Source organism: Hyphomicrobium sp. CS1BSMeth3 (assembly GCF_900117415.1).
Lineage (GTDB): Bacteria > Pseudomonadota > Alphaproteobacteria > Rhizobiales > Hyphomicrobiaceae.
The window spans coordinates 311,486-337,991 of the sequence record NZ_FPEI01000004.1; the positions used below are offsets into that span (position 1 = coordinate 311,486).

Below are 26,506 nucleotides of genomic sequence, written 5' to 3' on the forward strand. Positions count from 1 at the left end.
GCACCTTGCTGAATGTCCACCCTGGCTGGCCCGCATCGTACAGCGGCGGCCCTTGTGTGAGAACCCATCCCATGCGTCCTATTGTCTCCGATTGAAAATAATGAAGCATAGGCTACATTTATTAGTCAGTGGATTAATAGCCCTGCCGGGGCGCGGCACCGATGGAACAATCTCTGACAGATCGCACACGAAGCCGGATCACGCTGGCTCTTTCGGGCGAAGTGCGCGGGCTGCGCTCGGCTCTGCTCTTCGCCGGCCCTGCGATCATCGCGTCCGTCGCCTACATGGACCCCGGCAACTACGCGACGAACATCCAGGCGGGCGCGGGCTACGGCTATGCCCTCCTGTGGGTCGTGGTGCTCGCCAATCTCATTGCCATGCTCTTCCAGGCCCTTTCTGCCCGCCTCGGCATCGTGACAGGCAAGAACCTGGCCGAGCTCTGCCGCGATCACTTTCCGAAACCGCTCGTGTGGGCCATGTGGGCGGCGAGCGAGATCGCCGCCATGGCGACGGACCTCGCCGAGTTTCTCGGCGGCGCGATCGGGCTCGCGCTCCTCTTCAAGATGCCCCTGCTCGCCGGCATGGGGATTACTGCGTTCCTGACCTACGGCTTGCTGATCTTCGAGCGCGGCGGCTTCCGGCCCATGGAGCTGATCATCACCTTTTTCGTCGCGGCGATCGGGCTCTGCTATCTCGTCGAGCTCGTCATCGCCCCCATCGATTGGGGCAGTGCTGCGCGCGGGATGGTCGCGCCCTCCATTCCCGATAACCGGGCCCTGATGATCGCGGTCGGCATCATCGGCGCCACCATCATGCCGCACGCCATCTATCTCCACTCTGGCCTCACGCAGAACCGGGCGCCGATCCGCAACGAGCGTGAACGGCGCGCGCTCGTGCGCTTCTCGGATATCGAGGTCGTCATTGCACTCGCCATCGCAGGGCTCATCAACATCGCGATGGTGATGATGGCGGCCGGCGCTTTCCACGCCGGGCACAAGGATGTTGCGGAGATCGAGAGCGCCTATCACATGCTGACGCCACTGCTCGGATCGGCAGCCGCCGGCGTGTTTCTCATCTCGCTCATCGCATCCGGCATCTCGAGCTCGGTCGTCGGCACCATGGCCGGCCAGCTCATCATGCAAGGCTTCCTGCACGTTCGCGTGCCCATATGGCTGCGGCGGCTGGTGACCATGGTTCCTGCCTTCGTCGTCGCCGCCATCGGCGTGAACGCCACTGACGCGCTCGTCCTGAGCCAGGTCGTTCTAAGCCTCGTGCTCCCCGTCCCCATGATCGCGCTCATCATCTTCACGAGCCGACGCGACATCATGGGTGCGTACCTCCCAGGTCCCGCGCTTCGTGCTCTGACCCTTGCCGGCGCGTCCGCGGTGCTGGGCCTGAACACAATTCTCATCCTGCTCTCGCTCGGCGTTCAAATTCCCGGCCTCGGCGCCAACTGACGCGCCGGCATCGCGAAAAGTTGAGGTTCGCTGACGCTCGTTCATGCAAAGCGAGGGTTAGAGTGCAGCAGGCTGCTTCTCACAGCGCCACAGGCCTTTGGGCAGTCTTGTTCAAGCGGCGAGGTAATTCATGGCGACCCCCACGAGCTCGAAACATTCCCAGCATTCCCATCATCCTCACGTGCACGGCCCCAAGTGCGGCCACACCGCCGTCCACCACGGCGATCACGTGGACTACCTGCACGACGGGCATCTTCATCACGTGCACGGCGACCACGTCGATGAGCACGTGATCGAAGTCACGGACAAGAACCCCGACCGGTGCACGCCGCACCATCGCTGCGCCGGGCACGCCCCGGATCATGTGCATGGGCCCGGCTGCGGACACGAAGCCGTGCCGCATGGCGATCATGTCGACTACCTCGTCGAAGGCCACCTGCACCATCCGCACGGCGATCACTGCGACGACCACGGGCCTCTGAAGAAGGCCTGATCCGCGCACGCCCGCCCTTCACGACGCGCCAGCTCGGCGATCGGGTCGGGGTTCGCGCGGTGTCAGCGCGGCTTCGGCTGAGGACGCGCTGCTATTTGATGACCTCGACGCGCGACTTCATGTCTGGAATGAGCGTCACGCGGTATCTGGCGTTTCCGCAGCTCAGGACCCAGACCGTCACATTCGGCTTCGACGCCTTTGCGTCACGCTCGGCGTTGCGAGGCTCGTCGCAGGCGAACCCCTGCATGCGAATGTGAGCCATGAGGATGCCCACGGGCGTCTCCTGGGCGAGACAGGCGCCTCCGGCTCCGAGGCCCAGGGCTAGACAGATGATCCCGCACCGCCACGTGCCCGCTTCCAGCGGGCGGCAGCCCGTGACGAACGCTCCGGCCACATGCTCATTGCTCGCCATGGGCAGCCCCTGCGCAAGCTCAATGTCCACAAATGCTGCACGATTGGGCGTCCACGGAGCTAGGTAAATCAGGAAAAATAATTAAGAGCCGGCGGTGCTTCACTAGCACGCATGATTATCCGTGAGCCACCCAGGCTTCGCCACGGGGATGCACCCCATGGAACTTGCCGCCTCGCACGCCCTTCTGGCGGGCCGTCTCACAATCGACCCTCTCCTCCCCTATGGTGCCGCGATCCTGCGCCGCGACGCGCGCCCACGCAGCAACGAAAAGGATCCCGACCCATGCCGCAATCGATCACGACGTTCCTGATGTTCGAGGGCCGGGCGGAAGAGGCCATGCGCTTCTACATGTCGCTCTTTCCCAATTCCGAGATGGTGCAGATGAGCAAATACGGCCCGCAGGGTCCGGGCCCGGAAGGTTCCGTCATCCACGCGATCTTCACGCTCAACGGCCGGCAGGTCATGGCGTCCGACAGCTACGTCAAGCACGCCTTCACGTTCACGCCCTCGACGTCGTTCTTCGTCCAGTGCGAGGACGCGGCGGAATTCGAGCGGCTGTACGCGGCGCTCTCGGAAGGCGGCTTGGATCTGATGCCGCCGAACAACTACGGCTTCTCGCAGCAGTTCGGCTGGTGCAATGACCGCTTCGGCGTGTCCTGGCAGATCAACCTGCCGTAGCGGGCCCGCAGCCGCCTCTGAGCCGAGTGGCGGGATGCCGTCTCTGCGACATCGCGGATCATTGCCGGTGCCGGCGCTTGTCTGGTTTCTAGCGCTTCCGAGCGCCCTCGCAAGCGCCGGCACTGCCGGCGGCAGTCGCAGGCAGTGATCCATCTCATCGACGGGGGATCACATGATGAGGTTTTTCAGCGTTACGCTGCCGCGCGTGGCAGTCGGTGCGCTCTTCCTGCTGAGCGCCGTCGACGGTTTCTATTTCATCGCGACGGGGCAGAACCTCATCCATCCGCCGAAAACGCCCCAAGCCGCGCAGTTCGAAGCGGCTCTCATTGCCAGCGGCTTTCTGTGGCCCTTGCTGAAGATGGTGAACCTGATCGGCGGGCTGAGCCTCCTTGCCAACCGCGCACCGGCCTTCGGCCTTGCACTGATCCTGCCGGTGATCACCGTCATCGTCGGCTTCCACCTGTTCCTGAACCCGCAGGGCCTGCCCATCGCAGTTCTCCTGGCCGTGTGCAGCCTCCTCCTGATCCGCGCCTACTGGCCGCAGTACTCCGGGCTGTTCGCGGCGGAGAGGGTGTGAGGCTGAATAACGAACGGATAGCCGTTTCATGAGTCAGTGAGCCCCCTACGGACGTTTGGATGCGTGAGCACCGCCAGCCTGCTATGCTTCGAGCCTTGGCGTATTCATTCAAACATTTCGCTGGAGCCGACATGGCAGCCTCTTCGACCTTCGTTGCGGCGGATGGCACTGGCTACGAGATACAGATGGGCCGATGGAGCCGCATTTTGGCGCCACGTTTCATCGCGTTCGCAGGTGTGGCGAGCGGCGACCGCGTGCTGGATGTCGGATGCGGCACGGGCAACCTCAGCTTCGCGCTCGCTGAAAACTCCCGCATCGGCGCCGTCGTCGGCGTCGATTTCTCGTCCGCTTATGTCGACTACGCCCGCAGCCGCAGCAATGATCCGCGGATCGCATTCCATCAGGGAGATGCCTGCGCACTCGCTTTCGCCGACGGCTCGTTCGACCATGCATTCTCGATGCTGGTCCTGCAGTTCATCCCTCAGCCCGAGCTGGCCGTGCGCGAGATGCGCCGCGTGACACGACCGGGCGGCACCGTAGCGGCGGCGACATGGGATGCGCGCGGCGGCTTCGTCGCCTACCGTCTGTTCTTCGATACGGCCGCTGCCATCGAACCGGGCGCGATGGAGCGCAGGAAGAGAATGTATACGCGGCCGATGTCCCGTCCCGGCGAGCTGGAGAGCGCCTGGAAGAGCGCCGGGCTCACCGATGTCGTCCAGGACATGGTGACCATCCGCATGGATTTCGCGTCGTTCGCCGATTTCTGGGCCCCCAATGAGGGCAAGGACGGGCCGATTGCCGAGTATGTCGGCACACTGTCTGCCAGCGACAGAGTCAGGGTCCGGGAAGGTGTCGAACGGGCCTACCTCGATGGCGAAGCCGACGGTCCCCGCTCCTATACCGCCACCGCGTGGGTCGTGAAGGGCAAGGTGCCGGGGTAGCTCACCCGATCCGCTGCGGAATCAATGGCGCCGCGCGGCGACTGCTTCCGCTTATGACCCGCTACAGACCTTCGGAAGGCCCGGGTCATGCAACGGGGTAAGTCGTTGCATTCTGAGTGCATCCGAAACAAAATCCACAGGCCGGTCGACCTGATGAGGGACAGAATTTGAGCATCACAGTCCACACGCTCGACGCCCGCAACAACGTCATGCTCGAAGTGATGCGCGACCACTTCAAGCTGTCGCCCGACATGATGCACCGGGAAATTCAGGAGGTCGCGCGCGCCACGTCGGCACTTTTGAGAAAGAAGGGCATCGATTACGGAGCCTTACGGTCCGCCCTCGTGCCGCAGCAAGACCGCCACGAGATGGCCCTGCTCTTCAACATCGATTTCAAGTCGTCGGGTTCGTACAGCTACCCCGTTCACCAACGGCTCCTGCGCCTGTTCAATCGTCAGAGCAGCCACTCTCTCCTCCATGGCGACGTCACTGACAAGGGCTGGGGAGCTTTCGAGGAGGCGGCCCGGAATCTGGTGCGCGTAGGAGAGCGCCGTTTCAAGAGCCCGATGCTGTACGCGGTCTACGTCAACAACCTCACCGATCAGATGCTGGCCGACATCCACCGGGGGATGGAGGATTACCCTCTCTATATCGGCTACGTGGACACGACCTACGGCTCGATGTTCAAGGCTCTGCTCTCGACGCAATTGATCCATGCCTACGTCCAGTACAGGGATATGACCATCGGCCAGCACGAGGACGACCGCCACGAGGACGAGAATGTTGACCTCGTTGGGCTGGGCCTGGACGAGCACGGCTACAAGATGCGCAGCGTGCCGGGCACGAACTTCATGCTGCTGCTGAGCTACAAGATTGAGCGGCCCGTCGTGGAGGGTTACGAGGCGGACACCGAGTTTTCGCTCAACGCCATCAGCCCCATCGCCCTGCCGCTGGAGAGCTGCGAGATCGAGATCGATCCTCGAAAGTTCGAGTACCTGTCGAGCAAGAAGGCGAAGAGCCTGGAAGGGCTGGGCCTCCTCGACGGCCACGTGGACCAGCTCAAGTTGATGATCCAGGAGCGCATCAGTGGCAACTACATCTACAGCATGACCCAAGACGACACCCACGGCGTCAGCCGCTTCAACATCATGATCGAAGCGAGGCCAGCGGATACGGGGCGGTGGTTTCGAGCGCTGGTGGGCTTGGAATACAAGCCCGAGGAAAAGCGCTTACGGCTCATCACCGTGATGTAGCTGAGGGACGGAGTGATGCCGCACCCCGTCCCTCAGCTAGATCGGGTGCAAGCGAAGCGGCGCCTTTGTGGGAAGCTGACGAAGAGGACGATAACGGCAAAGGCCCAGCGGACGGGAACTGGGACGATGAGGCGTCGTGGCAGCCTTAGCTCTGCCGGCCGGATTCCAGGGATGGCGAGCGTCCGGTCCCAACGTCCGCTCCTGGCCCATACCAGCCCGTGCTGCACCCCCTTTGCCCGTCTCCCCTTCATCTATAAAAGACGGGGGTCCGGGGGTGTCCCCCGGTCGGGGCGTGGGGCCGAGGCCCCACTCGCGCCGCAGGCGCGACCCGCAACCGCTGAACCATCCTCCACCCGGCGCAATCCATGCCAACTCAACTCGTCCGCGCCGGTCGTCTGTTCCTCCTGCTCACGGTGATGCTAATGACCGCCACCCTCGCCCGCGCCGGCAGCCACGACGATCTCGCCGTGAGCGTGACGAACGGCTCGGATCCGGTCCTGTGCGCGGAGAAAGACAACATCTCGATCGACTTCTCGTCGGACCTCGTCCGCAGCTTCCGCATCGAGGCGGCGCATCCGGCCTACATCACGTCCATCCAGCGCGACAGCTTCGAGGCGGACTGGACGGATTGCGACATGAGCGGCGATCCGGTGCACCACAGCGGCGTGAAGGTGCCGACGCGCAAGACCATCTACGAGGAGCCGGACATCTGGCTGGTCGGCTGGACCATGCCGACCTTCTGGCGCCCCTCGACGGCGACCGTGCGCATCGGCGACCGCGTGGAGAGCGGGCTGCACCTCGTGCAAGTCTGGATGATCCGTCCCATGGGCGGCGAGGAGGTGCTCGTCTTCTATCCGCAGGACGGGTACTGGCGCATGCGGCCCAAGGCGCCGGCCGGCCTAGCCCCCACGGCCTTCGGCTCGTCCATGCTGATCGGCCCCATCGAGATGGACGGACGGCCGATTGTCAGGATCAAAGAGATCGCCTTCGATCCCACGGCGCGGACCTTCACGCTGCAGTTCGCGCTCGGCGGGTCGGCGACCATCAAGCTCGCGCATATCGACCAGAACCGGCAGACGCTTGAAGTCTCCATGGACAAACCCATATCCGGGAGGCCCTTTGCCGGCCTGCGCTCCATGTACGTAACGGAGTTCAACAACGACGTGGCGCGGATCGCGGTGCGTGAGCCCGGCGCCAAGGGCTGGCGCGAGGGCCCGATCCTGGACTTCCAGACATCTACTGCCAGTGCTGTGTGGATGGGGCGCACCACCATCTCGCGACACAACACATCGTCCCCGGATATCGTTCTGAACGGGTTCTCGGCGGCGCCCCGTCCGTAGTAAGCTCGGGCTGGAAAGTGGCGCCCCTAACCGCCCGGCCGAGCCCAAATCATGAGCAAGACACCACGTAAAGCCGCCCCCGCGGCGGCCAAGTCCTCGTTTGAGCCCAAGACTGGGCAGCCCGTCGCCAGCTCGCCTGGCAGCGTACGACCGGACCTGCACAAGACGATCCACGTCCGCGGTGCGCGCGAGCACAACCTGAAGAACATCGATCTCGAGATTCCGCGCGACGCGCTCGTCGTGTTCACCGGGCTCTCGGGCTCGGGCAAGTCCTCGCTCGCGTTCGACACGATCTATGCCGAGGGCCAGCGGCGTTATGTCGAGAGCCTGTCCGCGTACGCGCGCCAGTTCCTCGAGATGATGCAGAAGCCCGACGTCGATCATATCGACGGGCTCTCGCCGGCCATCTCCATCGAGCAGAAGACGACCTCGCGCAATCCGCGCTCGACGGTCGGCACGGTGACGGAGATCTACGACTACCTCCGCCTCCTGTTCGCGCGCGTCGGCGTGCCGTACTCGCCGGCAACGGGCCTGCCCATCGAGAGCCAGACGGTTACGCAGATGGTGGACCGCGTGCTGGCGCTCGCCGAGGGCACGCGTCTCTATCTGCTGGCGCCGGTCGTGCGCGGGAGGAAGGGCGAGTTCCGCAAGGAGCTGGCCGAGTGGCAGAAACGCGGCTTCCAGCGCGTGAAGATCAACGGCACGTTCTATGAGATCCCGGACGCGCCGAAGCTCGACAAGAAATACAAGCACGACATCGATGTCGTGATCGACCGCCTCGTCGTGAGGAAGGACATCAAGACGCGCCTCGCCGACAGCTTCGAGACGGCACTCGCGCTCGCCGACGGCATCGCCGTCATCGAGTTCGCGGACAAGCCGCTGCCGAAGTCCGAGACGGAAGGCCCGAACAAGTCGAAGAACGAAACGCACGAGCGCACGGTGTTCTCGCAGCGCTTTGCGTGTCCGGTCTCCGGCTTCACCATCGAGGAAATCGAGCCGCGGCTCTTCTCGTTCAACGCACCTGCCGGCGCGTGCCCGACCTGCGATGGCCTCGGCACGGAGCTCAAGTTCGAGGCCGATCTCGTCGTGCCCGATCGCTCCGTCGCGATCGGCGACGGCGCCATCTGGCCCTGGGCGCGCACGGGCAATACCTCGCCCTACTACGAGCAGACGCTGCGCTCGCTCTCCAAGCACTACAAGTTCGACATGGCGACGCCGTGGGAAAAGCTCCCGCGCAAGATCCAGGACGCGATCCTCTTCGGCTCGAACGGCGAAGAGATCACTTTCACGTACGAGGACGGGCTGCGCACGTACAAGACCGTGAAGCCCTTCGAAGGCGTGATCCCGAACATCGAGCGGCGCTGGCGCGAGACGGACAGCGAGTGGGTGCGCGAGGAGCTTTCGCGCTATCAGGGCTCGCATCCGTGCCAGGCATGCGGCGGCTATCGCCTCAAGCCGCAGGCGCTGGCGGTGAAGATCGGCGGCAGGCACATCGGCGAAGTCACGGATCTCTCCATCCGCATCGCCAATGAATGGTTCGCCGAGATCCCTAAGACCTTCACGCCGCAGCAGACGGCCATCGCGACGCGCATCCTGAAAGAGATCCGCGACCGCCTGAAGTTCCTCAACGACGTGGGCCTCGACTATCTTACGCTCGCGCGCGGCTCGGGCTCGCTCTCGGGCGGCGAGAGCCAGCGCATTCGTCTTGCCTCGCAGATCGGCTCGGGCCTCACGGGCGTGCTCTATGTGCTCGACGAACCGTCGATCGGCCTGCATCAGCGCGACAACGCGCGGCTGCTCGACACGCTCAAGCACCTGCGTGACCTCGGCAATACCGTCCTCGTCGTCGAGCATGACGAGGATGCGATCCTGCACGCGGACTACGTCGTCGACATCGGTCCGGGTGCCGGGGTGCACGGCGGCCAGATCATCGCGCACGGCACGCCCGCCGAAGTCATGGCGACGCCGGGCAGCCTCACGGCCGAGTATCTGACGGGCGCGCGCGAGATCCAGATGCCCTCGCAGCGGCGCAAGATCGATCCCAAGCGCCAGCTCAAGGTCGTCGGCGCGCGCGCGAACAACCTGAAGGACGTGACCGCCGCGATCCCGCTCGGCGTGCTCACCTGTGTCACCGGCGTCTCGGGCGGCGGCAAGTCCACCTTCCTCATCGACACGGTCTACAAGGCCGCGGCGCGCAAGCTCAATGGTGCGCGCGAGGCACCGGGCCCGCATGAGCGCATCGACGGTCTCGAACTGCTCGACAAGGTCATCGACATCGACCAGTCGCCGATCGGCCGCACGCCGCGCTCCAATCCCGCGACCTACACGGGCGCCTTCACGCCCATTCGCGAGTGGTTCGCGAACCTGCCCGATGCGAAAGCACGCGGCTACGGCCCGGGCCGCTTCTCGTTCAACGTCAAGGGCGGGCGCTGCGAGGCCTGCCAGGGCGATGGCGTGATCAAGATCGAGATGCACTTCCTGCCGGACGTCTACGTCACGTGCGATCAGTGCAAGGGCAAGCGCTACAATCGCGAGACGCTCGAAATCCTCTTCCGCGAAAAATCGATCGCGGACGTGCTCGACATGACCGTCGAGGAGGGAGTCTCGTTCTTCAAGGCCGTGCCCGCCATCCGCGACAAGCTCGAGACGCTTTTCCGCGTCGGGCTCGGCTACATCAAGATCGGCCAGCAGGCGACGACGCTCTCGGGCGGCGAGGCCCAGCGCATCAAGCTCGCCAAGGAGCTGTCGCGCCGCGCGACCGGCCGCACGCTCTACATTCTCGACGAGCCGACGACGGGCCTGCACTTCCACGATGTGGCGAAGCTGCTCGAAGTGCTGCACGAGCTCGCCGACGCCGGGAACACGCTCGCCGTCATCGAGCACAATCTGGAGGTCATCAAGACGGCCGACTGGATCATCGACCTCGGCCCCGAGGGCGGCGACGGCGGCGGCAAGATCGTCGCGGAAGGCACGCCCGAGGACGTCGCGCGCGTCAAAGAGAGCTACACCGGGCAGTTCCTGAAAGAGCTGCTCGCGCGCCGCGCGAAGGGCAAGACCGGGAACGGCCGGCGTCAGGCGGCGGAGTAGTGAGCAAATGAGCGAGACGCTGACCAGGGTCCGGGAGCACGTCAGGGCCGGCAGTGTCCGCGTCTCGCAACATGCGATTGAAGAGCTGTTCGACGACGGGATTTCACTTGAAGCCGTCGTCGACGGGGTTGAATCGGCGTTGGTTGTGGAGGACTATCCGCAGCACGCGAGAGGCCCTTGCGTTCTGTGTCTCCAGCGGGTCGAGGCGGATCGGCCTGTGCATGTCTTATGGGGCATCGCGGCCCAAAACCCAGATATCGCAACGCTGATCACGGCGTACCGACCAGACCCCGAACGCTGGATGGACGATCTTTTGACGAGGAGGCCACGATGAGCCGCATGGTCAAGCGCCTGGTGCACGTTGGCAAATACGTTGCTGAGGTCGAGGTGGAGAACATCCCCGATGATGATGCATGGGGACCGTATCTCTCGCTTGCCGACGCCCTGAAGTTGGAGCGCGTCGAGAAGGCCCTGAAGGCCGGCGATCTCAAGGCGGTCGGCAGAGAGGCCCGTGTCTACGAACTAAAGCCAGTCGCGGCTGAATAATCGATGGGATCAGACAGGCTTCCACCACGCGCGATCTTCCTGCCGCCGGACGGCGGGCGCCGCTACGACATGAAGACCATGAGCGCGGTCTTCAAGGCCGATGGCGATGAGACCGCCAACCGCTACAGCATCTCCGAGTGGTGGCTCGATGCGATGAAGCCCGGGCCCGGCGCGCACAAGCACGACGACAATGACGAGGTCTTCTACGTGCTCGAAGGCCGTCCCTCGATCCTGCTCGGCGAGCGCTGGATCGACGCGCCGAAGGGCTCGTTCCTGCTCATTCCGGCAGGCGTGATGCACGACTTCGAAAACCGCACGGATCAGCGGATCGGCTTGCTCAACTTCTTCATGCCCGGCGGCTTCGAGCCCATGATGCCGATGATCGTGAAATGGTTCGATGAGAATAGGTGAGGGGGGACGGGTGGCAGGCGTCCCGAGCCGCGCTCTTGACATGCATGATACGGTGCCGACTGTAATTGCTATCTCTTATCTCGAACTGCGTCCCATTATGTCGGGGGTATGGATATGCAGCAGCGAGTGTCTTCAGTAGAAGTGTTTCCGAACCGCTCAGAACTCCAGCGCATGGGCAGCCAAGAGCTGTGGGATTTAGCTAAGAGCAACTGCCAAAACGAAGCGTTGCTCATGATCATTCGCGACATTCTTTATCCACGCAAGACGGGTCTTGCCGCGTCAGCGGTTCGCTCGGTCGATGCACAGTTAGTGCTGCTTAGGTCTTCTCGGCCGTGCGAACCGCCTAAGCCTCGGTGGAAACTCACGGCTCTGATCGCGGCCGGTGCAGTTGCCATTTTCGGCGGCATTGCTCACGGCGCTGGCGTTTCTATTTGGCACGCGCTGATCAAACCGCTTTTTCCTGGCAGCTAAGACACCGGAGGAATGCTGCAAGACAACGACGGCAAGCAAACATGCAGCCTGCCGCACGCCGTATTGGATCAACTCGTGTGGCAAGCTCGAGCACAAGTGTAGCAGCCATTAGCCGTCCGATATTTCCTCTTCGCGACGGTAACAGCGGCGTCGCAATTATTGTGATCGCCGAGGTAAGTTTTCCTTGAAGGCATGAATTGGCACCCCTCTTTGTGCACCTCATGATCACCGTTGGGTTGCGCAACGTCATTTACGTAGTAGTGGGCCATGGTGATATCTCCACGTAACAATTGGCAGGCAAGAACGCGTGGAACATATCAAGAACGTACGGCGTAATCAATACCACCACTCCCCCACGCTCACGTAGCGGTCCAAGCCGAAGGCTTGGCGCTGATGCGCGACGCGCGGCGCGCGCGCCGACCGCTACGTGAGCGTGGGGGCGTTCGGTGAAGGCACGGGCGTCTCTCGTTCAAGTTCGCGCCTGCGGCGCGAGCGGGGCTAGCCCCGCACCCCATCGGGAGGGACACCCTCCCGAACCCGCCCGTCTTTATGGACTTTGAGCGAGCCGCGAGTGCGACAGGTCCCTTCTCCCCGTCCCGACGGGGAGAAGGTTAGGATGAGGGGCAGCCACTTGCGTGACGCCGGCGTGTGCCGCCGCCCCCCACCCTAGCCCTCTCCCCGCGCGCGGGGAGAGGGGATCAAATGGCGCTCGCGGCTAGCTCCAAGTCATAAAAGACGGGGGCTCCGGGGGTGTCCCCCGGGCGGAGCGCGAGGCAGCAGCCTCGCTCGCACCGAAGGTGCGAAGCCGGCCGCCGCAGGTGCGACCACACAACTGTCCTGCACGCACCATCGCGCCCGCAACGCTCCCGCGCCGGGCTCTTACAACAACAAAGGGGACGGGGCGGCGACGCCAGTCCGATGTGCAAAAGGAAGCGGCGAGCACCGCCCCGTTCTGCCGCTCGCTTTCTCCACCTGGCATCGCCGGTCGGCTCCAGCTCGCGCACGTGCATCATGTGCGGAGGCAGCAGGCCGGAGGCGATGCTCCGGGAGCGGCGCTCAGCGGCGCGACTTCGGACGCCTCCGGAGGGCCCCCTTGGTGCCGCGAGCGCGATGAAGATACGGCCGGTCGATGCGGGCGGGGATAAGCGCGCCTCATGTCGGCGGCCACAGGTCGAACAACAACCGCTCCGGCGGGTCGCGTTCGAGGTGGCTCCGCCGATGCTCTCTGCGTATGCTGATCGCGGCAACAAATCACCACAGCAGATCGGGGGATCACATGCGCACACAGGTGGCTTTGGGTGCCGCGCTCGTCGTCGCCTCACTCTTTCTCGGCACGAGCTCGGCCTGGGCACAAGCCTATGTCGGCACTTGGGGCTCAAACGCGGTGCAGTGCGTGATCGACCAGAGCCTTCAGGGCGCGCCGATGATCGTGCGGCGCAATGGCTATGATCAGCACGAGACGCACTGCCGGTTCGCGAGCCTTCGCAAGACGGGGAAGGCGTCGTGGCGCGTGCGGGCGCGGTGCAGCGTGGAAGGCAATCGCCAGACGCACACGTTCACGATGTCCGTGCAGGACAACTACATGACCATGCGCGATGGCCGCGGGGCGCGGAACTTCGTGCGCTGCCCTCGGCCCTAGGCGCACCAGCCCTAGGCGCCAGCGCCCGACTTCAGCCGGCCGATGTGGAGATCGAAGGGATCGAGGACGTCGATCGGCGCCGGGGCCTCGCGGCTCATGCGCATGAAGGCCTCGAAACGGAGCGTGTCCTCGTAGCTGTCGATGCGATAGATGAGGCCGTCCTTGACCTCGAACACGAGGCGCCGCGAGCCTTCGATGACATTGCCGGTCGTGCGGTGGCGATAGCGGAAAAATACCTGCGCGCGCACGATGTTGTCCTCGACGCTGACGATCGTCGGCTCGTAGGTGAGGTAGTCGAACTCGGCGAGCATGGCATAGCCGAGATCGCGGCAGCTTTCGGGGCCGCGGTAGACGCCCGAAAGCGGCGCGGCGTCCTGGCCGTTATGAATTGTATAAACGACGTCCGGGTGACCGTGCGCGACGGCCATCTCGAGATCCTGCACGCTCCAGCACGCGAAGAACGAGGCAACGACCGACCGACTGTCCATCCCCCGCTCCTTCTCCGAGCTCGCGCCCCCACCGTCGTGAAGTCCGCGAGCCCCTTCGTGTGCTAGGCAGAGCCCTGCCGCTCGCGCCGCGGCAGTTGTGGTGCCTTGGCAAGTTGCTTGGTCGCCAACCTGTACTCGGTAAGGCGCATGAAAGCCTCGACGAGCTGCGCATCGTGATATCCGTTGACGCGCACGATGAGGCCGTTCTTCACATTGAACACGAGCCGCCGCGTGCCTTCGAGAATGCCGCCCGTGCGCCGGTGCTGATACCTGAAGCTGACCTGGGCGCGCACGACGCTGCCCCTGACGCTGATGATGGTCGGCTCGTAGCGCAGATAGTCGAATTCCTCGAGCAGCGAGAACAGCGCATCGCGGCAGGCGTCGACCCCGCGCCATTCCCCGCCGAAGGGCAACGTCGAGCTCGTGACGTGAAGCTTGTATGTAATGTTCTCGTGGAAGAGCGCGGCCGTCATTTCGACGTCCTGCACGCCCCAGCGCTCAAAGAAAGCCTCCACAACCTCGCGGCTGCTCATCTCTCAACCCCGCGTCCTTCCCCCAAATTGAACGTACATTACTCCGACTAAATATCAAACGCTGCGATGGTCGCAGATGCGCGGCGTATCCGCACGTACGCCGCCGGATGATCAGGCGCCCCTGCCCGGCTCAGCCGGGGCGCTTTTGCCTGAAAACATTAGGTCTGCAAAATCAAACAATTGGGATCTGGGGCGCTGCCTGTTTTGGCATCAGCCCCTCGAGGCGCGGGTCGGGGTAGCACTCGATGCCGCGCGCATAGGGAACGAAGCCGGAGCGGACGTAGAATGCCAAGGCATCTGGGTGATCGTTCGTGCAGGTATGGACCCAGAATCGGCTGATCCGCGGCGCGCGGCTCCAGGCCCGCTCGGTGGCCCGGTTCATCAGGTACCGCCCTGCACCGATGCCGATCGCTTCCGCCACAACGCCGAAGAACGCGAGCTCGCACGCTCCGGCACTCCGAAAGTCGAGCTGGAGGAGCCCGATCCCGTCCGCACCCGCATATAGCGTGTAGGTCTCCACGGCGTCCGAGGAAAGAACGGCGCCGAGCTCGGCATCGCTGCGGCGCAATTGCGAGGCCCACAGCCAGGGCTCACCGACGAGCCGGAAAATCCGCCGGTACTCGGCGACATCGGCGGGCATCCTCCTGAGCGCGAGCCCGCCGGCCGTATCGGGACGCGGCGGCGGAGGCGTCAGCATCTCGAGATAGGTGACGACCTCGGCGATCCACCCGGGCGGGAGCATCTGCGAGCGCTGCGGCGGGAGTTGCGTGGCACCATCCTCTGCCATCAGCTCTGCCCCTCCCTGTCCTGCGGCGTCGCGCATGTCCGGGCACGCCCTTTCGGCAGCTCCGGCGGCGCCTGCACCTCGTTCGCGGCCTCGCGCTGCTGCGTCAGGCGCATGAAGGCCTCGACCAGCCCCGCATCATGATGCTCGTCGACACGCGTGATCAAACCATCCTCGACCGCGAATACCATGCGCTTGGTGCCGGCCAGCAGGCCGCCCGTGCGCCGATGATGGTAGCGGAACTCGACCTGGGCGCGAACCACATCGCCGTCCTCGCCGACGATGGTCGGCGCGTAGTGCAGATAGTCGAAGTCGGCCAGCACCGCGTAGAGGACCTCGCGGCATCTTTCGCGCCCGCGGGTCTCGCCTCCATGAGGGACCGCTGAATTCGACAGATACAGGTTGTACACGACGTCCTCGGCAGCCAGCGAAAGCGCCATGTCCACATCCTGCGCCTTCCAGTACTCGAAGAACAACGCGACGACGTCTCGCCTATCCATGCCGCGCTCCATGGGGCTTCCCGCGACCTCGCCCCTCTGCCGGCTGCCTCGACCATCCCCGCGGCACCCGCCGCCACAAACGCCACACCAACACCTTTACCTGCACTCCTCCTTCTCGCACGGCCTCTTGCTGCCGGCCGTGGCCACAGGCTCCGGCCGCCGCTCGCCGAACCTCGGAATTTCCGGCGGCTGCACGACTTCGCCCGCGGCCTCGCGCTGTTGCGTGAGCCGCATGAAGGCTTCGACGAGCCCCTGGTCGAGGTACTCGTCGCACCGCACCACCATGCCATCCTTCACCCGGAAGACGGTCCGCATGGTGCCTTCGAGATTGCCGCCGGTCCGACGATGATGAAACTTGAATTGCGTCTGCACGCGCACGACGTCGTCGTCCACGCCGACGATCGCCCGGTCGAACCTCAGATAGTCGAACTGCTCCAGCATCATGTGGAGCGTGGCCCGCATCGCATCCTTGCCGACGGTCACGCCGCCGAACGGCACGGCATCTTCGGAAACATACAAGGCGTAGAACACATCATCGCTGCAGTGCGCGAGCGTCGTCTCGACGTCCTGCGTATTCCAAGACGCGATGAGGGATTCGATCACGGAGCGCGCATTCATCCAAACATCCCCGTCGCGCCAGCCCTCCAGCTATTCACAGTGCTTTTCATCGGGCGTCTCGGGGACAGAGGTCGGCCGCGCCGGTCCGCCGGCGCTCCCCTTCGGCGCCCGGGCCGGCAGGCTCGGCGGCACGAAGATGATGTTCTCGGCCTCGCGCTGGCGCACCAGACGCATGAAAGCCTCGACGAGGCTCTCGTCGAGGTACTCCTCGCAGCGTGCCACCAATCCGTTCCGCACCGTGAAGACCGAGCGCATCGAGCCTTCGAGATTGCTGCCCGTCCGCCGGTGATGGAGCTTGAATTGCGTCTGCACGCGCACGACGTCACCGGCAACGCCGACGACCACCTGGTCGAACTTCAGATAGTCGAACATCTCCAGCATCAGGTGGAGCGCGGCACGAACGGCGTCCTTTCCCTCCGAGGTGCCAGCGAAGGGGGCCGCCTCTGCCGCGATGTTCACCGAATAGACGACGTCGTCACTGCAGTGCGCGAGCGTCGACTCGACATCCTGCGTGCTCCAGCTCCTGATGACCTGCTCCACGACAACGCGCGGGCTCATGCCTGTGCTCCAACTACGGACTGCTACTCGTGTGATGATCGAGAAATTCGCCACATGTCGCGGCACGGTATCGAGCGAATTTCTCGATCTGAATCACACGAGCAAGTTTATGCTTCTAGTGTCCCTTTTTGATTCCGAAGTTCGCTCGGAACACCAGCATCGAGATATGGCGAACTTCGGAATTGGGACACTAGCAGCCCTCCTCATCATGAACCTTGGAGGCCATCGAAAGCGGTGGCCTCATGACTTCGACCGGCGGCCGCTTCGGAAATGCCGGCGGCGGCACGATGTCGTTTGCAGCTTCGCGCTGCCGCACCAACCGCATGAAGGCTTCGACGAGCCCTCTGTCGACGTACTCCTCGCAGCGGACGACCAGGCCATCCTTGACCGTGAAGACCGTACGGTAGGACCCTCCGATGTCCGATCCGGTGCGGCGATGCCGATACCGGTATCGCGTATGGACCCGCACCACATCACCTTCGACACCCATGATGGTGGGCTCGTACTCCAGATAGTCGAACTCCTCTATCATCTTGTAGAAAGCCGCCATCATCGCATCGCGGCCTTCTGTGACGCCGGCAAAAGGCGCCAGTTCCTCGGCAATATACAGCGCGTAGACGACATCCTCGGCCGTGAAAACGAACGTCGACGCGACATCCTGCGTTCGCCAGCGCTTGAGAACCTCCTCGATGACGGACCGCGGATCCACCAGAATGCTCCAAATACGGAATAATTTCCCTGGAGCGTATATTGACTGTCGCATTTGTCAAAAGCGCGGGCGGGAGCGGGCCGCACGGCCCCGCTTTCCGACCGCCGGCGCATGCGGTATCACCGCAGCAAGGGCATTGATCTCAAGCAAAACGACACAGGAGTGACGCCATGGATCTCGGCATCAAGGGCAGGACGGCGATCGTGTGCGCGGCCTCGAAGGGCCTCGGAAAGGGCGTCGCGACGGCGCTGGCCCAGGAGGGCGTGAACCTCTTCATCACCGCCCGCACCAAGGCCGACATCGAGGCCGCGGCCGACGAGATCCGCAAGGCCACGGGCGTCAAGGTGACCCCGGTCGTCGGCGACATCACCACCGAGGAGGGCCGCCAGCAGGTGCTCGCCGCCTGCCCCAATCCCGACATCCTGATCAACAATGCCGGGGGCCCGCCGCCCGGCGATTTCAAGGACTTCGACCTCGACGACTGGCGCAAGGCCGTCGAGTGGAACATGATCACGCCGATCGCGCTGATCAAGGCGACCGTCTACGGCATGATGGACCGCGGCTTCGGCCGCATCGTCAACATCACCTCGCAGTCCGTGAAGGCGCCGATCGCCTCGCTCGAGCTCTCGAACGGCGCGCGCACCGGCCTCACGGGCGCCATCGCCATCATCGCGCGCAAGGCCGTGCGCAACAACGTAACGATCAACAACATCCTGCCCGGTCCCTTCGACACCGACCGCCTGCGCGGGACGAGCAAGAAGATGGCCGAGGCCAGGGGCGTTTCGTTCGAGCAGATGTCCGAAGAGCGCAAGAAGGCCATTCCCGCCGGCCGCTTCGGCAATACCGTCGAGTTCGGCGCCGCGACGGCGTTCCTCTGCTCCGAGCATGCCGGCTTCATCACCGGTCAGAACCTGCTGCTCGACGGCGGCATCTACCCGGGCTCGATGTAACTGTTCGCGCCGTCGGCGCGACGGGCAAGGCTTTTGGTTGCGCGCCTCTGGCGCGACCGCCCCTGCTCCCAATCGGGGGGGACACCCTCCCGAACCCACCCGCCTTTATAGATTTCGACTTCGCCGCGAGCGCACCACTGTCCCCTCTCCCCGTGCTTACGGGGAGAGGGTTAGGGTGAGGGGCGGCGGCACGCACCAACGTCAGCGCAAGCGGTCGCCCCTCATCCCGACCTTCTCCCCATTGAAGGCAATGGGGAGAAGGGGAAGTGGGGCGCCTCATACGCTGCGCTGTCGCTATGGCCGCCGCGGGCATAGCACTACAGTGTGGTTGCGAAGCACCCCTTCCCAGCAGCCCACGGCACTCAAACAAACCACTGTCGCGGGCATGGCACCACAGTGTGATTGCAAAGCACCCTTTCCGGCAGCCCGCGGCACTAAAACCAGAGCGATCCCATGCTGATCGAGGATGCACTCTTCAACGAGGACCTTGCACCTCAGCCACCGCAGGAGTGGCGCGACTGCGTCGTCCGCCGCACGGTATTCGACGCACTCGAGCTTGAAGGGCTGAGCTTCGAGGGCGTCATGGAAGGCTGCGCCGTCACGAGCACCGAATTCTACTGGGGGCTCTTCAATTGCGCCCTGGTCGCCGGCACGCGCTTCGAAGCCTGTCGTTTCCGGAGCACATCGTTCCGCGGCTGCACGTTCGTCGATTGCGAGTTCGTCGATTGCCGCTTCGAGCTCGACAATCTCGGCGGCGATTGCACGATCGACGATTGCCTGATGGCCGCGTGCCGTTTCGTCGGCTGCACCTGGACGACGCGGGCGGGCGACGGCAAGCGCGACATCACGCGAACGCGCTGGCTCGGCTGCACGCACGAGCGCTGCGAAGGTTTCGATGGGATGTTTTGAGTTTGGCGCGTGTTTGGCGTGAGCGTCTGTTGAGCGCTTCACCGGCGCCGCAGGCACGACATGTCCCTTCTCCCCGTCTTATACGGGGAGAAGGTTAGGATGAGGGGCGGGAGCTTGCGCGACGTAAGCGTATGCCGCCGCCCCTCACCCCGACCCTCTCCCCATTGAAGACAATGGGGAGAGGGGGAAGTGGGGCGCGTCATAGGCCGCGCTGTCGCTCTGGCCGCCGCGGGCATGGCACTACAGTGCGATTGCGAAGCACCCCTTCCCGGCAGCCCGCGGCACTAAACAAACGCGGCACTAAACAAAATCGCGCTGCCCTTCCTCACCCCGCCCGCTGGCCCGCACCGAGCGCACAGGCAGCCGCACCTTCGCCCGCGATCTTGCCGAACACGGCACCCGACGTGAGGCCCGTGCCGCCCGGATAGTTGTGATAGAAGAGCCCGCCGACCAGTTCGCCCGCCGCATAAAGCCCCGGGATCGCCTGGCCGGCCGTATCCTCGACCTCGCAGCCCGTCGAGATCTTCAAGCCGCCGAACGTGAAGGTCAGCCCGCACGTGACCTGATAGGCCTCGAAGGGCGGCTCATCGAGCACGTTCGCCCAGTTCGACTTCGCGACCTTCAGACCCCGCGTGCCGCGCCCGTCCTTGACCGCAGGATTGAACGGCACGTCCGTCATGACCGCCGCGTTGTAGGCCTTCAGCTCCGCGAGGCACTTCTCCGCGTCCACGCCTTCGAGCTTCTTCACCAGATCCTCGAGCGTATCGGCCGAGACCTTCGTCACGCGGCGAATGCGATACTCGTCGCGCAGCAGGTGCAGCACCTTCTTGTCGAAGATCTGCCAGGCCATCATGTCGGGCTGGTCTTTGATCACGTGGCCGTAGCGCGCGTACGTGTAATTGCGGAAGTCGAAGCCTTCATCGACGAAGCGCTCGCCGCGCGCATTGACCATGATGCCGAGCGGATAGCTGTGCTTCTGGAAATTGTCGCCGACGGAAAGATCGCCGAAGGGCGGCGCGTTGTAGTCCCAGCCGACGGCATGGCCGCTCGACCAGTGACCCCACGGCATGGCACCGATGTCGAGGGCCATCTTGATGCCGCCGCCGGTGTTGTAGCGCGTGCCGCGTACCTTCGCGAGCTCCCAGCCCGGGCCCATGTAGCGCGCGCGCATTTCCGCATTCGACTCGAACCCGCCGCACGCCAGCACCACCGCGCCCGCACGCAGGTCGCTCGTCCGCCCCTTGTGGCGCACCTTCACGCCCGTGACGCGCCCCGTATCGTCCGTCAGCAGCGACACGCCCGATGTCTCGTAGCGGATGTCGATGCCCTTCTTCTGGCAGATGTCGTGCTCCATATCGACGAGGCCCGGCCCGCCGCCCCAGATCTCGACGCAGAGCCCGCCCCAGAACTTGAACTTGCCGTCGACCTTGAAGGCTTGGCGCCCCTGCGAGGTCTGGAACTTCACGCCCTGCTTCCTGAGCCACTGCCAGGTCGAGAGGCTGTTGTGCACGAGGATGTCGCAGAGCTCCGGGTCCGTGCGGTACCGCGTCATGCGGTACATGTCCTCGAAATACTGCTCCTCGGTGTACGTGCCGAAGTCCATGCTCGCGAGCTCGGCCTTGGAGAGATCGACGAGCGAGGTCACATCCTCGACGCTGTTGTAGACGAGGCGTGTCGCGCCGGCCGTATAGGTCGAGTTGCCGCCGCGCTCCTCGATGGTCGCGGCCTCGAGCATGATCACGCGCGCGCCCGCATCGCGCGCCGCCAGCGCCGCCGAGGCCGCTGCATTGCCCGCGCCCACAACGATCACGTCCGCATCAAGCGTCTCTTTCGACATTCCAGTCTGCTCCTCACTTGGGCGCACACAGGGCGCCCGTCAGTCATCATGGACGCCACCGGGCTAGTGTGATGATCGAGAAATTCGCCACCTCCCGCGGCGCCGCATCGAGCGAATTTCTCGATCTGAATCACACTAGCAAGTTTATGATTCTAGTGTCCCTTTTAATTCCGAAGTTCGCTCAGAACGCCGGCATCGAGGTGCGGCGAACTTCGGAATTGGGACACTAGCCGACGGCGCCTTCTGCTTCCAAAAATCTGCGCGGCCTATTTCTTCCGCGCGGCTTCCTGCTGCTGCTGGCGCGCGCGCATCTGGCCGATGTAGCCGCGATTGTGCGTCGGGCTGATCACCACCTCGTTGATGCACACGTGCTGTGGCTGCATCGCCAGATAGACAATGAGATTGCCGAGGTCCTCGGACTGCAGCATCCGCGCGAGCGCCTCGGGCGGCTCCGGCGGATCGCGCTGCTGCATGATCGGCGTCGCGACCTCGCCGGGGCACACGACCGTCGAGCGAATGCCGTGCTGGCACTCCTCGAGATTGATCGAATGGCTCATGGCGACCACGCCGTGCTTCGCCGCGATGTAGAGCGGCCCCGGCACCGGCCCGACATAGCGGCCGGCCCACGAAGCCGTGTGAATGATCAGCCCGTCCTTCTGCGCGCGCATGACCGGCAGCACGGCGCGCGCCACGTAGGCCGCGCTCGAGAGATTGCCGTGGATCAGCGTGTCGATGCCGTCGGGCGAGATGCGGTGCCAGCTCCGGTCGGGGATGTTCACGCCGGCATTGTTGACCAGGACGTCGATGCGCCCATGCTTCTGCTTGATGTTCGCAACGGCCTTCTCGACCTCGGACGCCTTCGTGAGATCGACCGCCAGCACCTCAGCCGAGCCGCCATCCTCAGCAATGCGCTTCGCCACCGTCTCGAGCGGCGCCGCCCGGCGCCCGCTCAGCACCACATGCGCGCCCTCCGCCGCAAGGCCGATCGCCCCTGCCTCGCCGATGCCCGTCCCCGCGCCCGTGACCCAGGCGACCTTTCCCTTCATGAGTTTCATGGAACGTTTCCTTTCCCTTCAGCCACGCTTCGGCGGGGCGTGCTCGGAAGCTCGTGTAATGATCGAGAAATTCGCCACCTGTCGCGGCCGGTATGGAGCGAATTTCTCGATCTGAATCACACGAGCAAAATTATGATTCTAGTGCCCCTTTTGTTTCCGAAGCTCGCTCGGAACGTCAGCATCGAGGTGGGGCGAACTTCGGAAACGGGACACTAGATCAAACGTCCGGACATGTCACCGTCCCCCCGCGCGCCCCGGCCTTGCGGCCCCGGTGTCACACCCCCATGCACCATCGCGCCATTCGCACCACGCCACGGGTATCACTGCCGGCAACGGCTCTCTATAGTCCTCAGTGGACGTGCCAACCACCGAGGCGCGCACGGGGAACCCAACCAGGAAGCCCAGGAAGTCATGAGCGAGAACCTCTCGCCCGAGGAGATGATCCGCGCCAATGCCGAGATGGTGCTCGCCGTCGCGCGCAACGAGTTCCAGCAGGACATCGGCTTCGATGCCGCGGGCGTGCGCTGGCTCGATAGCTACATCCAGGGTCTCGTCGACAAGGGCGAGGTCGATACGAGCGAGACGCTCTGCGACAACCTCGGCTCCTTTCTCGGCACCTGCATCATCGAGGCTTACGGCGGCAGATGGCAGGACACGGAGCACGGCTGGGCCGTCGTCCTCGACGGCGATCTCGCCGTCTTTCCCTTCAACAAGGTCCTCAAGCATCTGACCGAGGGCGCGGAAGACTCCGTGCTGAGCCTGTTCAACGGCATCCCTGCGCTGAGGGCGCACGCCAGCGGCGCGGGCGATGCGACACCGGCCGCGATCATCGAGCCCGCCGAGCCTCCCGAGCCTGGCCCCCAGTCCCTCATGAGCAGGATCGGCGGTCTCTTCCGCCGCCGTTGAAAGCTTCGTCCGGACACCGCATTGCACGCAGACCAGCCCGCGCCCGCCGCGGCTGGACGCCCCTGGCCCCTCGTGCCATCAATTAGAACAAGAACAAAATCCGCTCGGGCTCGGCATGACCGATCCCAAATCGCGGCCCAATGGAGGAGCGCAGCAGCATGGCTGAAGCACAGGGCGCCACAGCGGCGACCATGTTCGAGAAGATCTGGCGGCGTCACGTCGTCGTCGACCGCCCCGACGGCTACACCCTCCTCTATATCGACCGCCACCTCCTCCACGACGGCTCGTACAATGCCTTCCGGCGCCTCGCCGCCAACGGCATGAAGATCCGCCATCCCGAGCGCTCCTTCGCAACGCCCGACCACTACATGCCGACCAACACGCGCGACAAATCCACGATCGCGGATCCGAACCACAAGCGCATGGTCGTCGGCCTCGCCGAGCACGCCGCCTCGACCGGCGTGACCATCTTCGACATCGGCGACCGCCGGCAGGGCATCGTCCACGTCGTCGGCCCCGAGCAGGGCATCACGCTCCCCGGCATCACGCTCGTCTGCGGCGACAGCCACACGTCCACGCACGGCGCGCTCGGCTGTCTCGCCTTCGGCATCGGCTCCTCGGAAGTGACCCACGTCCTCGCCACGCAGTCGCTCTGGCAGCGCAAACCCAAGGCCATGCGCGTCAACATCGACGGTCCGCTCGGCTTCGGCATCACGGGGAAGGACGTCATCCTCGCCATCATCGCGCGGATCGGCGCCGCCGGCGGCACCGGCCACGTGCTCGAATATGCCGGCAGCGGCATTCGCCAGCTCTCGATCGAGGGCCGGCTCACGCTCTGCAACATGTCCATCGAGGGCGGCGGCCGCGCCGGCATGATCGCCCCCGACGACAAGACCTACGAGTTCATCGCCGGCCGGCCCTATGCCCCCAAAGGCGAGGCCTGGGACCGCGCGCTCGCCTTCTGGCGCACGCTGCCGACCGACGATGGCGCCACCTTCGACCGCGAGGTCACGCTCTCCGGCCCCGAGATCGCGCCCATGGTCACCTGGGGCACGAGCCCCGAGGATGCAGCCCCCGTCACCGAAGCCGTGCCCGATCCGGCCAGCGCATCCGACGCCGCCCGCCGCGACGGGCAAGCCCGCGCGCTCGCCTACATGGGCCTCGAGCCCGGCACGCCGATCGCCGAGATCCCCGTCGACCGCGTGTTCATCGGCTCGTGCACCAACAGCCGCATCGAGGACCTGCGCATGGCCGCCGCCGTCGCCAAGGGCCGCAAGGCGCAGATACCGAGCTGGATCGTTCCCGGCTCCGGCATCATCAAGGAGCAGGCCGAGGCCGAGGGCCTCGACAAGATCTTCACCGAAGCGGGCTTCGAGTGGCGCGAAGCGGGCTGCTCCATGTGCGTCGGCATGAACGGCGAGATCGGCAGGCCCGGCGAGCGCATTGCCTCGACCTCGAACCGCAATTTCGTCGGTCGGCAGGGCAAGGGCGTGCGCACGCACCTCGTCAGTCCCGCCATGGCTGCCGCGGCTGCCGTCACCGGCCGCTTCACCGACGTCCGCCGTCTGCTGCCGGCCTAGGAGACATGAACATGAGCACCGAGCACAAGCAGCAGTCTCGCCCCTTCGACCGGCTGACCGCGACGGCCGTCGCCATCGACCAGCCGAACGTCGATACCGACCAGATCATCCCGGCGCGCTTCCTCGCGCTCCCGCGTGCCGAGCAGGTGCCGCATCTCTTCAATGACGTGCGCTATCGCGAGGACGGCTCGCCGCGCGAGGGGTTCGCGCTCAATGCGCCGACGGCCAAGGGCGCGCAGATCCTCATTGCCGAGCGCAATTTCGGCTGCGGATCGAGCCGCGAGCACGCCGTCACCGTGCTCGTCGACAACGGCTTTCGCGTCTTCATCGCGCCGAGCTTCGGCGACATCTTCCACAACAACAGCTTCCAGAACGGCGCCCTGCCGATCCGCCTCCCCGCCGAGCGCATCCGCGAAATGCTCGACCACCTCGCGCGGCGCCCGGATGCCAGCATCACCGTCGATCTCGAATCCCAGACCGTCACCGGCCCCGACAACTGGACGCAGAGCTTCGAGATCGACAGCTTCCGCAAGCAGTGCCTCCTGCAAGGCACCGACGACATCTCGCTGACGCTCACCTACGCCGATGCCATCGCCGCTCACGAGCGCCGCGCCGCCGCGGAATGCGACTGGCTCTGAGCCCCGCGCGCACAAAATCAAAAGCGCCGGTCCCATATGAGGGCCGGCGCTCTTTCTTTGTCGGCTGCGCGTCGGTGTGGTGGAACTACCGGTTCAACACCACCACCAGTGCCTTCACGTCGCCGCCCTGCTCACCGATGTAGGTCTCGAAGAGCTGCTTCAGGAACGGCGTGACCCAGAAGCCATAGACCATGGCATCGCGCACGCGATACGTGTTGCCGACCTTCACCAGCAGCCAGCGCACGTCGTACTGCGAGCCGTCGCGCAGCGTGATCTTGCTGTCGACCATGATGCCGGAGCCGCCCTGAATGCTCGGGCTCATGAGCTCGTACTTCACGACCGGGTACTTCGGCACCTGGGTCGCGGCATAGCGGCCGATGAAGCGGACCATGCCGTTGAGGTAGATCGGGCGATCGGCCTGCGAGAGCTTGGCCCGGTACGTGCCGAGCGAGTACGAGCCGATGTAGTTGACGTCGCCGTACCGCTTGACCGCATTCGACAGCAGGATCGGCGACTGGGTCCGCGCGCCCGCCAGCAGATCACGCGCGACCTGCTCCATGAAAGCGACCGCCGGATCGGCCGGCTTGCCGGAGGACGGCCGGGCATCGGCCGGCGCCTTGACCAGCGACAGGGCCACGAGGGCCGCCAGAGCCATCCCGGCCCAAGCCTTCGCCGGCAGGCATGATCGATTGAACCACGTGCGCATCCCTCGGCCTCGCAACTGGTCGGGTTGTATTCGGATGGGCGGATACTAGTCCCGAAAATGTGGATAATAGGTGACCGGCCGTCCCGCTCCGCCACATATGCCGCGCGCCGCGCAGCGCGGTCAAAGGTCCCCGCTCCACATGATGAATAGGCCCGGCCATACCGTGGCACCGGCGCAACGCCCGCGCGTTTCTGCCCCGATCCCGCCTCTTTTGGCCCGATCGAGGGCCACCCGCGGCATCCCGGTCATTGGATATTCATGCGCCGTATGATCAAAGTCCTGCTGTTATGCGTCGTGCGAGGGCTCGATTCTCGCACCGTACGGGGACACGAACGTGGCCGCACCCGAATCGGCATGAACGGTGCACTGTGGTGCCGAAATGAAAAACGGCGCCGGAACGAAGAACACCGGTTCGGCAAGCGGTACCTGG

At 64.7% G+C, this 26,506-nt stretch carries 29 protein-coding genes; 18 read left to right on the plus strand and 11 right to left on the minus strand.

What is annotated here, in order from left to right:
- The first annotated feature begins 161 nt into the window (after positions 1-161).
- Both CS1BSM3_RS05715 and CS1BSM3_RS05720 read left to right on the plus strand, forming a co-directional pair.
- Positions 162-1,457: an Nramp family divalent metal transporter gene (locus tag CS1BSM3_RS05715; protein ID WP_072386059.1), complete on the plus strand. Its 1,296-nt coding sequence runs from the start codon at positions 162-164 to the stop codon at positions 1,455-1,457.
- 130 nt (positions 1,458-1,587) lie between these two features.
- Positions 1,588-1,950, plus strand: a complete 363-nt coding sequence (locus CS1BSM3_RS05720; protein WP_072386060.1) for a hypothetical protein — start codon at positions 1,588-1,590, stop codon at positions 1,948-1,950.
- A gap of 91 nt (positions 1,951-2,041) precedes the next feature.
- Here CS1BSM3_RS05720 and CS1BSM3_RS05725 read toward each other — a convergent pair whose 3' ends face one another.
- Positions 2,042-2,362: a hypothetical protein gene (locus CS1BSM3_RS05725; RefSeq protein ID WP_244540432.1), complete on the minus strand. Its 321-nt coding sequence runs from the start codon at positions 2,360-2,362 to the stop codon at positions 2,042-2,044.
- A gap of 282 nt (positions 2,363-2,644) precedes the next feature.
- Here CS1BSM3_RS05725 and CS1BSM3_RS05730 point away from each other — a divergent pair, with 282 nt between their 5' ends.
- The 11 genes from CS1BSM3_RS05730 (at position 2,645) to CS1BSM3_RS05785 (ending at position 13,305) form a co-directional block, all read left to right on the plus strand.
- Entirely contained in the window at positions 2,645-3,040 is a 396-nt protein-coding gene (locus CS1BSM3_RS05730; RefSeq protein WP_072386061.1) for a VOC family protein, read from the plus strand.
- Positions 3,041-3,212: 172 nt separating this feature from the next.
- Positions 3,213-3,617, plus strand: a complete 405-nt coding sequence (locus CS1BSM3_RS05735; RefSeq protein WP_083528329.1) for a hypothetical protein — start codon at positions 3,213-3,215, stop codon at positions 3,615-3,617.
- Positions 3,618-3,748: 131 nt separating this feature from the next.
- Positions 3,749-4,558: a class I SAM-dependent methyltransferase gene (locus CS1BSM3_RS05740; RefSeq protein ID WP_072386062.1), complete on the plus strand. Its 810-nt coding sequence runs from the start codon at positions 3,749-3,751 to the stop codon at positions 4,556-4,558.
- 167 nt (positions 4,559-4,725) lie between these two features.
- Positions 4,726-5,811 (plus strand): hypothetical protein, encoded by a 1,086-nt coding sequence (locus CS1BSM3_RS05745; protein WP_072386063.1) that lies wholly within the window; start codon positions 4,726-4,728, stop codon positions 5,809-5,811.
- 365 nt (positions 5,812-6,176) lie between these two features.
- The gene (locus CS1BSM3_RS05750) at positions 6,177-7,151 is read left to right on the plus strand and encodes a hypothetical protein (protein ID WP_072386064.1); all 975 of its coding nucleotides are present in this window, start codon (positions 6,177-6,179) and stop codon (positions 7,149-7,151) included.
- 51 nt (positions 7,152-7,202) lie between these two features.
- Positions 7,203-10,238: an excinuclease ABC subunit UvrA gene (gene uvrA / locus CS1BSM3_RS05755; RefSeq protein WP_083528331.1), complete on the plus strand. Its 3,036-nt coding sequence runs from the start codon at positions 7,203-7,205 to the stop codon at positions 10,236-10,238.
- A 7-nt stretch (positions 10,239-10,245) separates the two neighbouring features.
- A complete protein-coding gene (locus tag CS1BSM3_RS05760) occupies positions 10,246-10,572 on the plus strand; it encodes a DUF4258 domain-containing protein (RefSeq protein WP_072386065.1) in 327 nt (108 codons plus the stop codon).
- The gene (locus CS1BSM3_RS05765) at positions 10,569-10,784 is read left to right on the plus strand and encodes a hypothetical protein (RefSeq protein WP_083528333.1); all 216 of its coding nucleotides are present in this window, start codon (positions 10,569-10,571) and stop codon (positions 10,782-10,784) included. The genes CS1BSM3_RS05760 and CS1BSM3_RS05765 overlap by 4 nt, the downstream gene beginning before the upstream one ends.
- A gap of 3 nt (positions 10,785-10,787) precedes the next feature.
- Positions 10,788-11,195 (plus strand): cupin domain-containing protein, encoded by a 408-nt coding sequence (locus tag CS1BSM3_RS05770; RefSeq protein WP_072386066.1) that lies wholly within the window; start codon positions 10,788-10,790, stop codon positions 11,193-11,195.
- 114 nt (positions 11,196-11,309) lie between these two features.
- Positions 11,310-11,666, plus strand: coding sequence for a hypothetical protein (locus CS1BSM3_RS05775; RefSeq protein ID WP_143149087.1), 357 nt, complete (start codon positions 11,310-11,312; stop codon positions 11,664-11,666).
- Between the two features lie 1,276 nt (positions 11,667-12,942).
- A complete protein-coding gene (locus CS1BSM3_RS05785) occupies positions 12,943-13,305 on the plus strand; it encodes a hypothetical protein (protein WP_143149088.1) in 363 nt (120 codons plus the stop codon).
- 11 nt (positions 13,306-13,316) lie between these two features.
- Here the strand turns inward: CS1BSM3_RS05785 and CS1BSM3_RS05790 are convergent, their stop codons facing one another.
- The 7 genes from CS1BSM3_RS05790 to CS1BSM3_RS05820 form a co-directional block, all read right to left on the minus strand.
- The gene (locus CS1BSM3_RS05790; RefSeq protein WP_072386070.1) at positions 13,317-13,793 is read right to left on the minus strand and encodes a nuclear transport factor 2 family protein; all 477 of its coding nucleotides are present in this window, start codon (positions 13,791-13,793) and stop codon (positions 13,317-13,319) included.
- A 62-nt stretch (positions 13,794-13,855) separates the two neighbouring features.
- Entirely contained in the window at positions 13,856-14,326 is a 471-nt protein-coding gene (locus CS1BSM3_RS05795; protein WP_072386071.1) for a nuclear transport factor 2 family protein, read from the minus strand.
- 172 nt (positions 14,327-14,498) lie between these two features.
- The gene (locus CS1BSM3_RS05800) at positions 14,499-15,113 is read right to left on the minus strand and encodes a GNAT family N-acetyltransferase (RefSeq protein ID WP_072386072.1); all 615 of its coding nucleotides are present in this window, start codon (positions 15,111-15,113) and stop codon (positions 14,499-14,501) included.
- Complete coding sequence (locus CS1BSM3_RS05805; protein WP_174263630.1) at positions 15,113-15,610, minus strand: nuclear transport factor 2 family protein; 498 nt, start codon at positions 15,608-15,610, stop codon at positions 15,113-15,115. The genes CS1BSM3_RS05800 and CS1BSM3_RS05805 overlap by 1 nt, the downstream gene beginning before the upstream one ends.
- A gap of 96 nt (positions 15,611-15,706) precedes the next feature.
- A complete protein-coding gene (locus CS1BSM3_RS05810; RefSeq protein ID WP_072386074.1) occupies positions 15,707-16,228 on the minus strand; it encodes a nuclear transport factor 2 family protein in 522 nt (173 codons plus the stop codon).
- Positions 16,229-16,258: 30 nt separating this feature from the next.
- Entirely contained in the window at positions 16,259-16,786 is a 528-nt protein-coding gene (locus tag CS1BSM3_RS05815) for a nuclear transport factor 2 family protein (protein WP_072386075.1), read from the minus strand.
- A gap of 190 nt (positions 16,787-16,976) precedes the next feature.
- Positions 16,977-17,495: a nuclear transport factor 2 family protein gene (locus tag CS1BSM3_RS05820; RefSeq protein WP_072386076.1), complete on the minus strand. Its 519-nt coding sequence runs from the start codon at positions 17,493-17,495 to the stop codon at positions 16,977-16,979.
- A 170-nt stretch (positions 17,496-17,665) separates the two neighbouring features.
- Here CS1BSM3_RS05820 and CS1BSM3_RS05825 point away from each other — a divergent pair, with 170 nt between their 5' ends.
- Both CS1BSM3_RS05825 and CS1BSM3_RS05830 read left to right on the plus strand, forming a co-directional pair.
- Positions 17,666-18,445 (plus strand): SDR family oxidoreductase, encoded by a 780-nt coding sequence (locus CS1BSM3_RS05825; protein ID WP_072386077.1) that lies wholly within the window; start codon positions 17,666-17,668, stop codon positions 18,443-18,445.
- Between the two features lie 453 nt (positions 18,446-18,898).
- Positions 18,899-19,354: a pentapeptide repeat-containing protein gene (locus CS1BSM3_RS05830; RefSeq protein WP_072386078.1), complete on the plus strand. Its 456-nt coding sequence runs from the start codon at positions 18,899-18,901 to the stop codon at positions 19,352-19,354.
- A 325-nt stretch (positions 19,355-19,679) separates the two neighbouring features.
- Here CS1BSM3_RS05830 and tcuA read toward each other — a convergent pair whose 3' ends face one another.
- Positions 19,680-21,191, minus strand: coding sequence for an FAD-dependent tricarballylate dehydrogenase TcuA (gene tcuA / locus CS1BSM3_RS05835; protein ID WP_072386079.1), 1,512 nt, complete (start codon positions 21,189-21,191; stop codon positions 19,680-19,682).
- A 266-nt stretch (positions 21,192-21,457) separates the two neighbouring features.
- Entirely contained in the window at positions 21,458-22,246 is a 789-nt protein-coding gene (locus CS1BSM3_RS05840) for an SDR family oxidoreductase (RefSeq protein WP_072386080.1), read from the minus strand.
- Positions 22,247-22,657: 411 nt separating this feature from the next.
- On the opposite strand from CS1BSM3_RS05840, the gene CS1BSM3_RS05845 reads away from it, so the two are divergent.
- The 3 genes from CS1BSM3_RS05845 to leuD all read left to right on the plus strand — a co-directional run bounded on the left by CS1BSM3_RS05845 (position 22,658) and on the right by leuD (position 25,370).
- Positions 22,658-23,152 carry a hypothetical protein gene (locus CS1BSM3_RS05845; protein WP_072386081.1) on the plus strand — a complete coding sequence of 165 codons (495 nt, stop codon included), beginning with the start codon at positions 22,658-22,660 and terminating at the stop codon, positions 23,150-23,152.
- A 158-nt stretch (positions 23,153-23,310) separates the two neighbouring features.
- Positions 23,311-24,732 carry a 3-isopropylmalate dehydratase large subunit gene (leuC, locus tag CS1BSM3_RS05850; protein ID WP_072386709.1) on the plus strand — a complete coding sequence of 474 codons (1,422 nt, stop codon included), beginning with the start codon at positions 23,311-23,313 and terminating at the stop codon, positions 24,730-24,732.
- Between the two features lie 11 nt (positions 24,733-24,743).
- On the plus strand, positions 24,744-25,370 hold the full coding sequence (gene leuD / locus CS1BSM3_RS05855) for a 3-isopropylmalate dehydratase small subunit (protein WP_072386710.1): 627 nt from the start codon (positions 24,744-24,746) through the stop codon (positions 25,368-25,370).
- Positions 25,371-25,455: 85 nt separating this feature from the next.
- Here the strand turns inward: leuD and CS1BSM3_RS05860 are convergent, their stop codons facing one another.
- On the minus strand, positions 25,456-26,076 hold the full coding sequence (locus tag CS1BSM3_RS05860) for an ABC transporter substrate-binding protein (RefSeq protein ID WP_072386082.1): 621 nt from the start codon (positions 26,074-26,076) through the stop codon (positions 25,456-25,458).
- Positions 26,077-26,506 lie beyond the last annotated feature (430 nt).

What these genes read in the sequence shown, in the direction of transcription:
- CS1BSM3_RS05715 (WP_072386059.1), top strand. Translation starts at nt 162, where the DNA reads ATGGAACAATCTCTGACAGATCGCACACGAAGCCGGATCACGCTGGCT.
- CS1BSM3_RS05720 (WP_072386060.1), top strand. Translation starts at nt 1,588, where the DNA reads ATGGCGACCCCCACGAGCTCGAAACATTCCCAGCATTCCCATCATCCT.
- CS1BSM3_RS05725 (WP_244540432.1), bottom strand. Translation starts at nt 2,362, where the DNA reads ATGGCGAGCAATGAGCATGTGGCCGGAGCGTTCGTCACGGGCTGCCGC.
- CS1BSM3_RS05730 (WP_072386061.1), top strand. Translation starts at nt 2,645, where the DNA reads ATGCCGCAATCGATCACGACGTTCCTGATGTTCGAGGGCCGGGCGGAA.
- CS1BSM3_RS05735 (WP_083528329.1), top strand. Translation starts at nt 3,213, where the DNA reads ATGATGAGGTTTTTCAGCGTTACGCTGCCGCGCGTGGCAGTCGGTGCG.
- CS1BSM3_RS05740 (WP_072386062.1), top strand. Translation starts at nt 3,749, where the DNA reads ATGGCAGCCTCTTCGACCTTCGTTGCGGCGGATGGCACTGGCTACGAG.
- CS1BSM3_RS05750 (WP_072386064.1), top strand. Translation starts at nt 6,177, where the DNA reads ATGCCAACTCAACTCGTCCGCGCCGGTCGTCTGTTCCTCCTGCTCACG.
- uvrA (WP_083528331.1), top strand. Translation starts at nt 7,203, where the DNA reads ATGAGCAAGACACCACGTAAAGCCGCCCCCGCGGCGGCCAAGTCCTCG.
- CS1BSM3_RS05760 (WP_072386065.1), top strand. Translation starts at nt 10,246, where the DNA reads ATGAGCGAGACGCTGACCAGGGTCCGGGAGCACGTCAGGGCCGGCAGT.
- CS1BSM3_RS05765 (WP_083528333.1), top strand. Translation starts at nt 10,569, where the DNA reads ATGAGCCGCATGGTCAAGCGCCTGGTGCACGTTGGCAAATACGTTGCT.
- CS1BSM3_RS05770 (WP_072386066.1), top strand. Translation starts at nt 10,788, where the DNA reads ATGGGATCAGACAGGCTTCCACCACGCGCGATCTTCCTGCCGCCGGAC.
- CS1BSM3_RS05775 (WP_143149087.1), top strand. Translation starts at nt 11,310, where the DNA reads ATGCAGCAGCGAGTGTCTTCAGTAGAAGTGTTTCCGAACCGCTCAGAA.
- CS1BSM3_RS05785 (WP_143149088.1), top strand. Translation starts at nt 12,943, where the DNA reads ATGCGCACACAGGTGGCTTTGGGTGCCGCGCTCGTCGTCGCCTCACTC.
- CS1BSM3_RS05790 (WP_072386070.1), bottom strand. Translation starts at nt 13,793, where the DNA reads ATGGACAGTCGGTCGGTCGTTGCCTCGTTCTTCGCGTGCTGGAGCGTG.
- CS1BSM3_RS05795 (WP_072386071.1), bottom strand. Translation starts at nt 14,326, where the DNA reads ATGAGCAGCCGCGAGGTTGTGGAGGCTTTCTTTGAGCGCTGGGGCGTG.
- CS1BSM3_RS05800 (WP_072386072.1), bottom strand. Translation starts at nt 15,113, where the DNA reads ATGGCAGAGGATGGTGCCACGCAACTCCCGCCGCAGCGCTCGCAGATG.
- CS1BSM3_RS05805 (WP_174263630.1), bottom strand. Translation starts at nt 15,610, where the DNA reads ATGGATAGGCGAGACGTCGTCGCGTTGTTCTTCGAGTACTGGAAGGCG.
- CS1BSM3_RS05810 (WP_072386074.1), bottom strand. Translation starts at nt 16,228, where the DNA reads ATGAATGCGCGCTCCGTGATCGAATCCCTCATCGCGTCTTGGAATACG.
- CS1BSM3_RS05815 (WP_072386075.1), bottom strand. Translation starts at nt 16,786, where the DNA reads ATGAGCCCGCGCGTTGTCGTGGAGCAGGTCATCAGGAGCTGGAGCACG.
- CS1BSM3_RS05825 (WP_072386077.1), top strand. Translation starts at nt 17,666, where the DNA reads ATGGATCTCGGCATCAAGGGCAGGACGGCGATCGTGTGCGCGGCCTCG.
- CS1BSM3_RS05830 (WP_072386078.1), top strand. Translation starts at nt 18,899, where the DNA reads ATGCTGATCGAGGATGCACTCTTCAACGAGGACCTTGCACCTCAGCCA.
- tcuA (WP_072386079.1), bottom strand. Translation starts at nt 21,191, where the DNA reads ATGTCGAAAGAGACGCTTGATGCGGACGTGATCGTTGTGGGCGCGGGC.
- CS1BSM3_RS05840 (WP_072386080.1), bottom strand. Translation starts at nt 22,246, where the DNA reads ATGAAACTCATGAAGGGAAAGGTCGCCTGGGTCACGGGCGCGGGGACG.
- CS1BSM3_RS05845 (WP_072386081.1), top strand. Translation starts at nt 22,658, where the DNA reads ATGAGCGAGAACCTCTCGCCCGAGGAGATGATCCGCGCCAATGCCGAG.
- leuC (WP_072386709.1), top strand. Translation starts at nt 23,311, where the DNA reads ATGGCTGAAGCACAGGGCGCCACAGCGGCGACCATGTTCGAGAAGATC.
- leuD (WP_072386710.1), top strand. Translation starts at nt 24,744, where the DNA reads ATGAGCACCGAGCACAAGCAGCAGTCTCGCCCCTTCGACCGGCTGACC.
- CS1BSM3_RS05860 (WP_072386082.1), bottom strand. Translation starts at nt 26,076, where the DNA reads ATGCGCACGTGGTTCAATCGATCATGCCTGCCGGCGAAGGCTTGGGCC.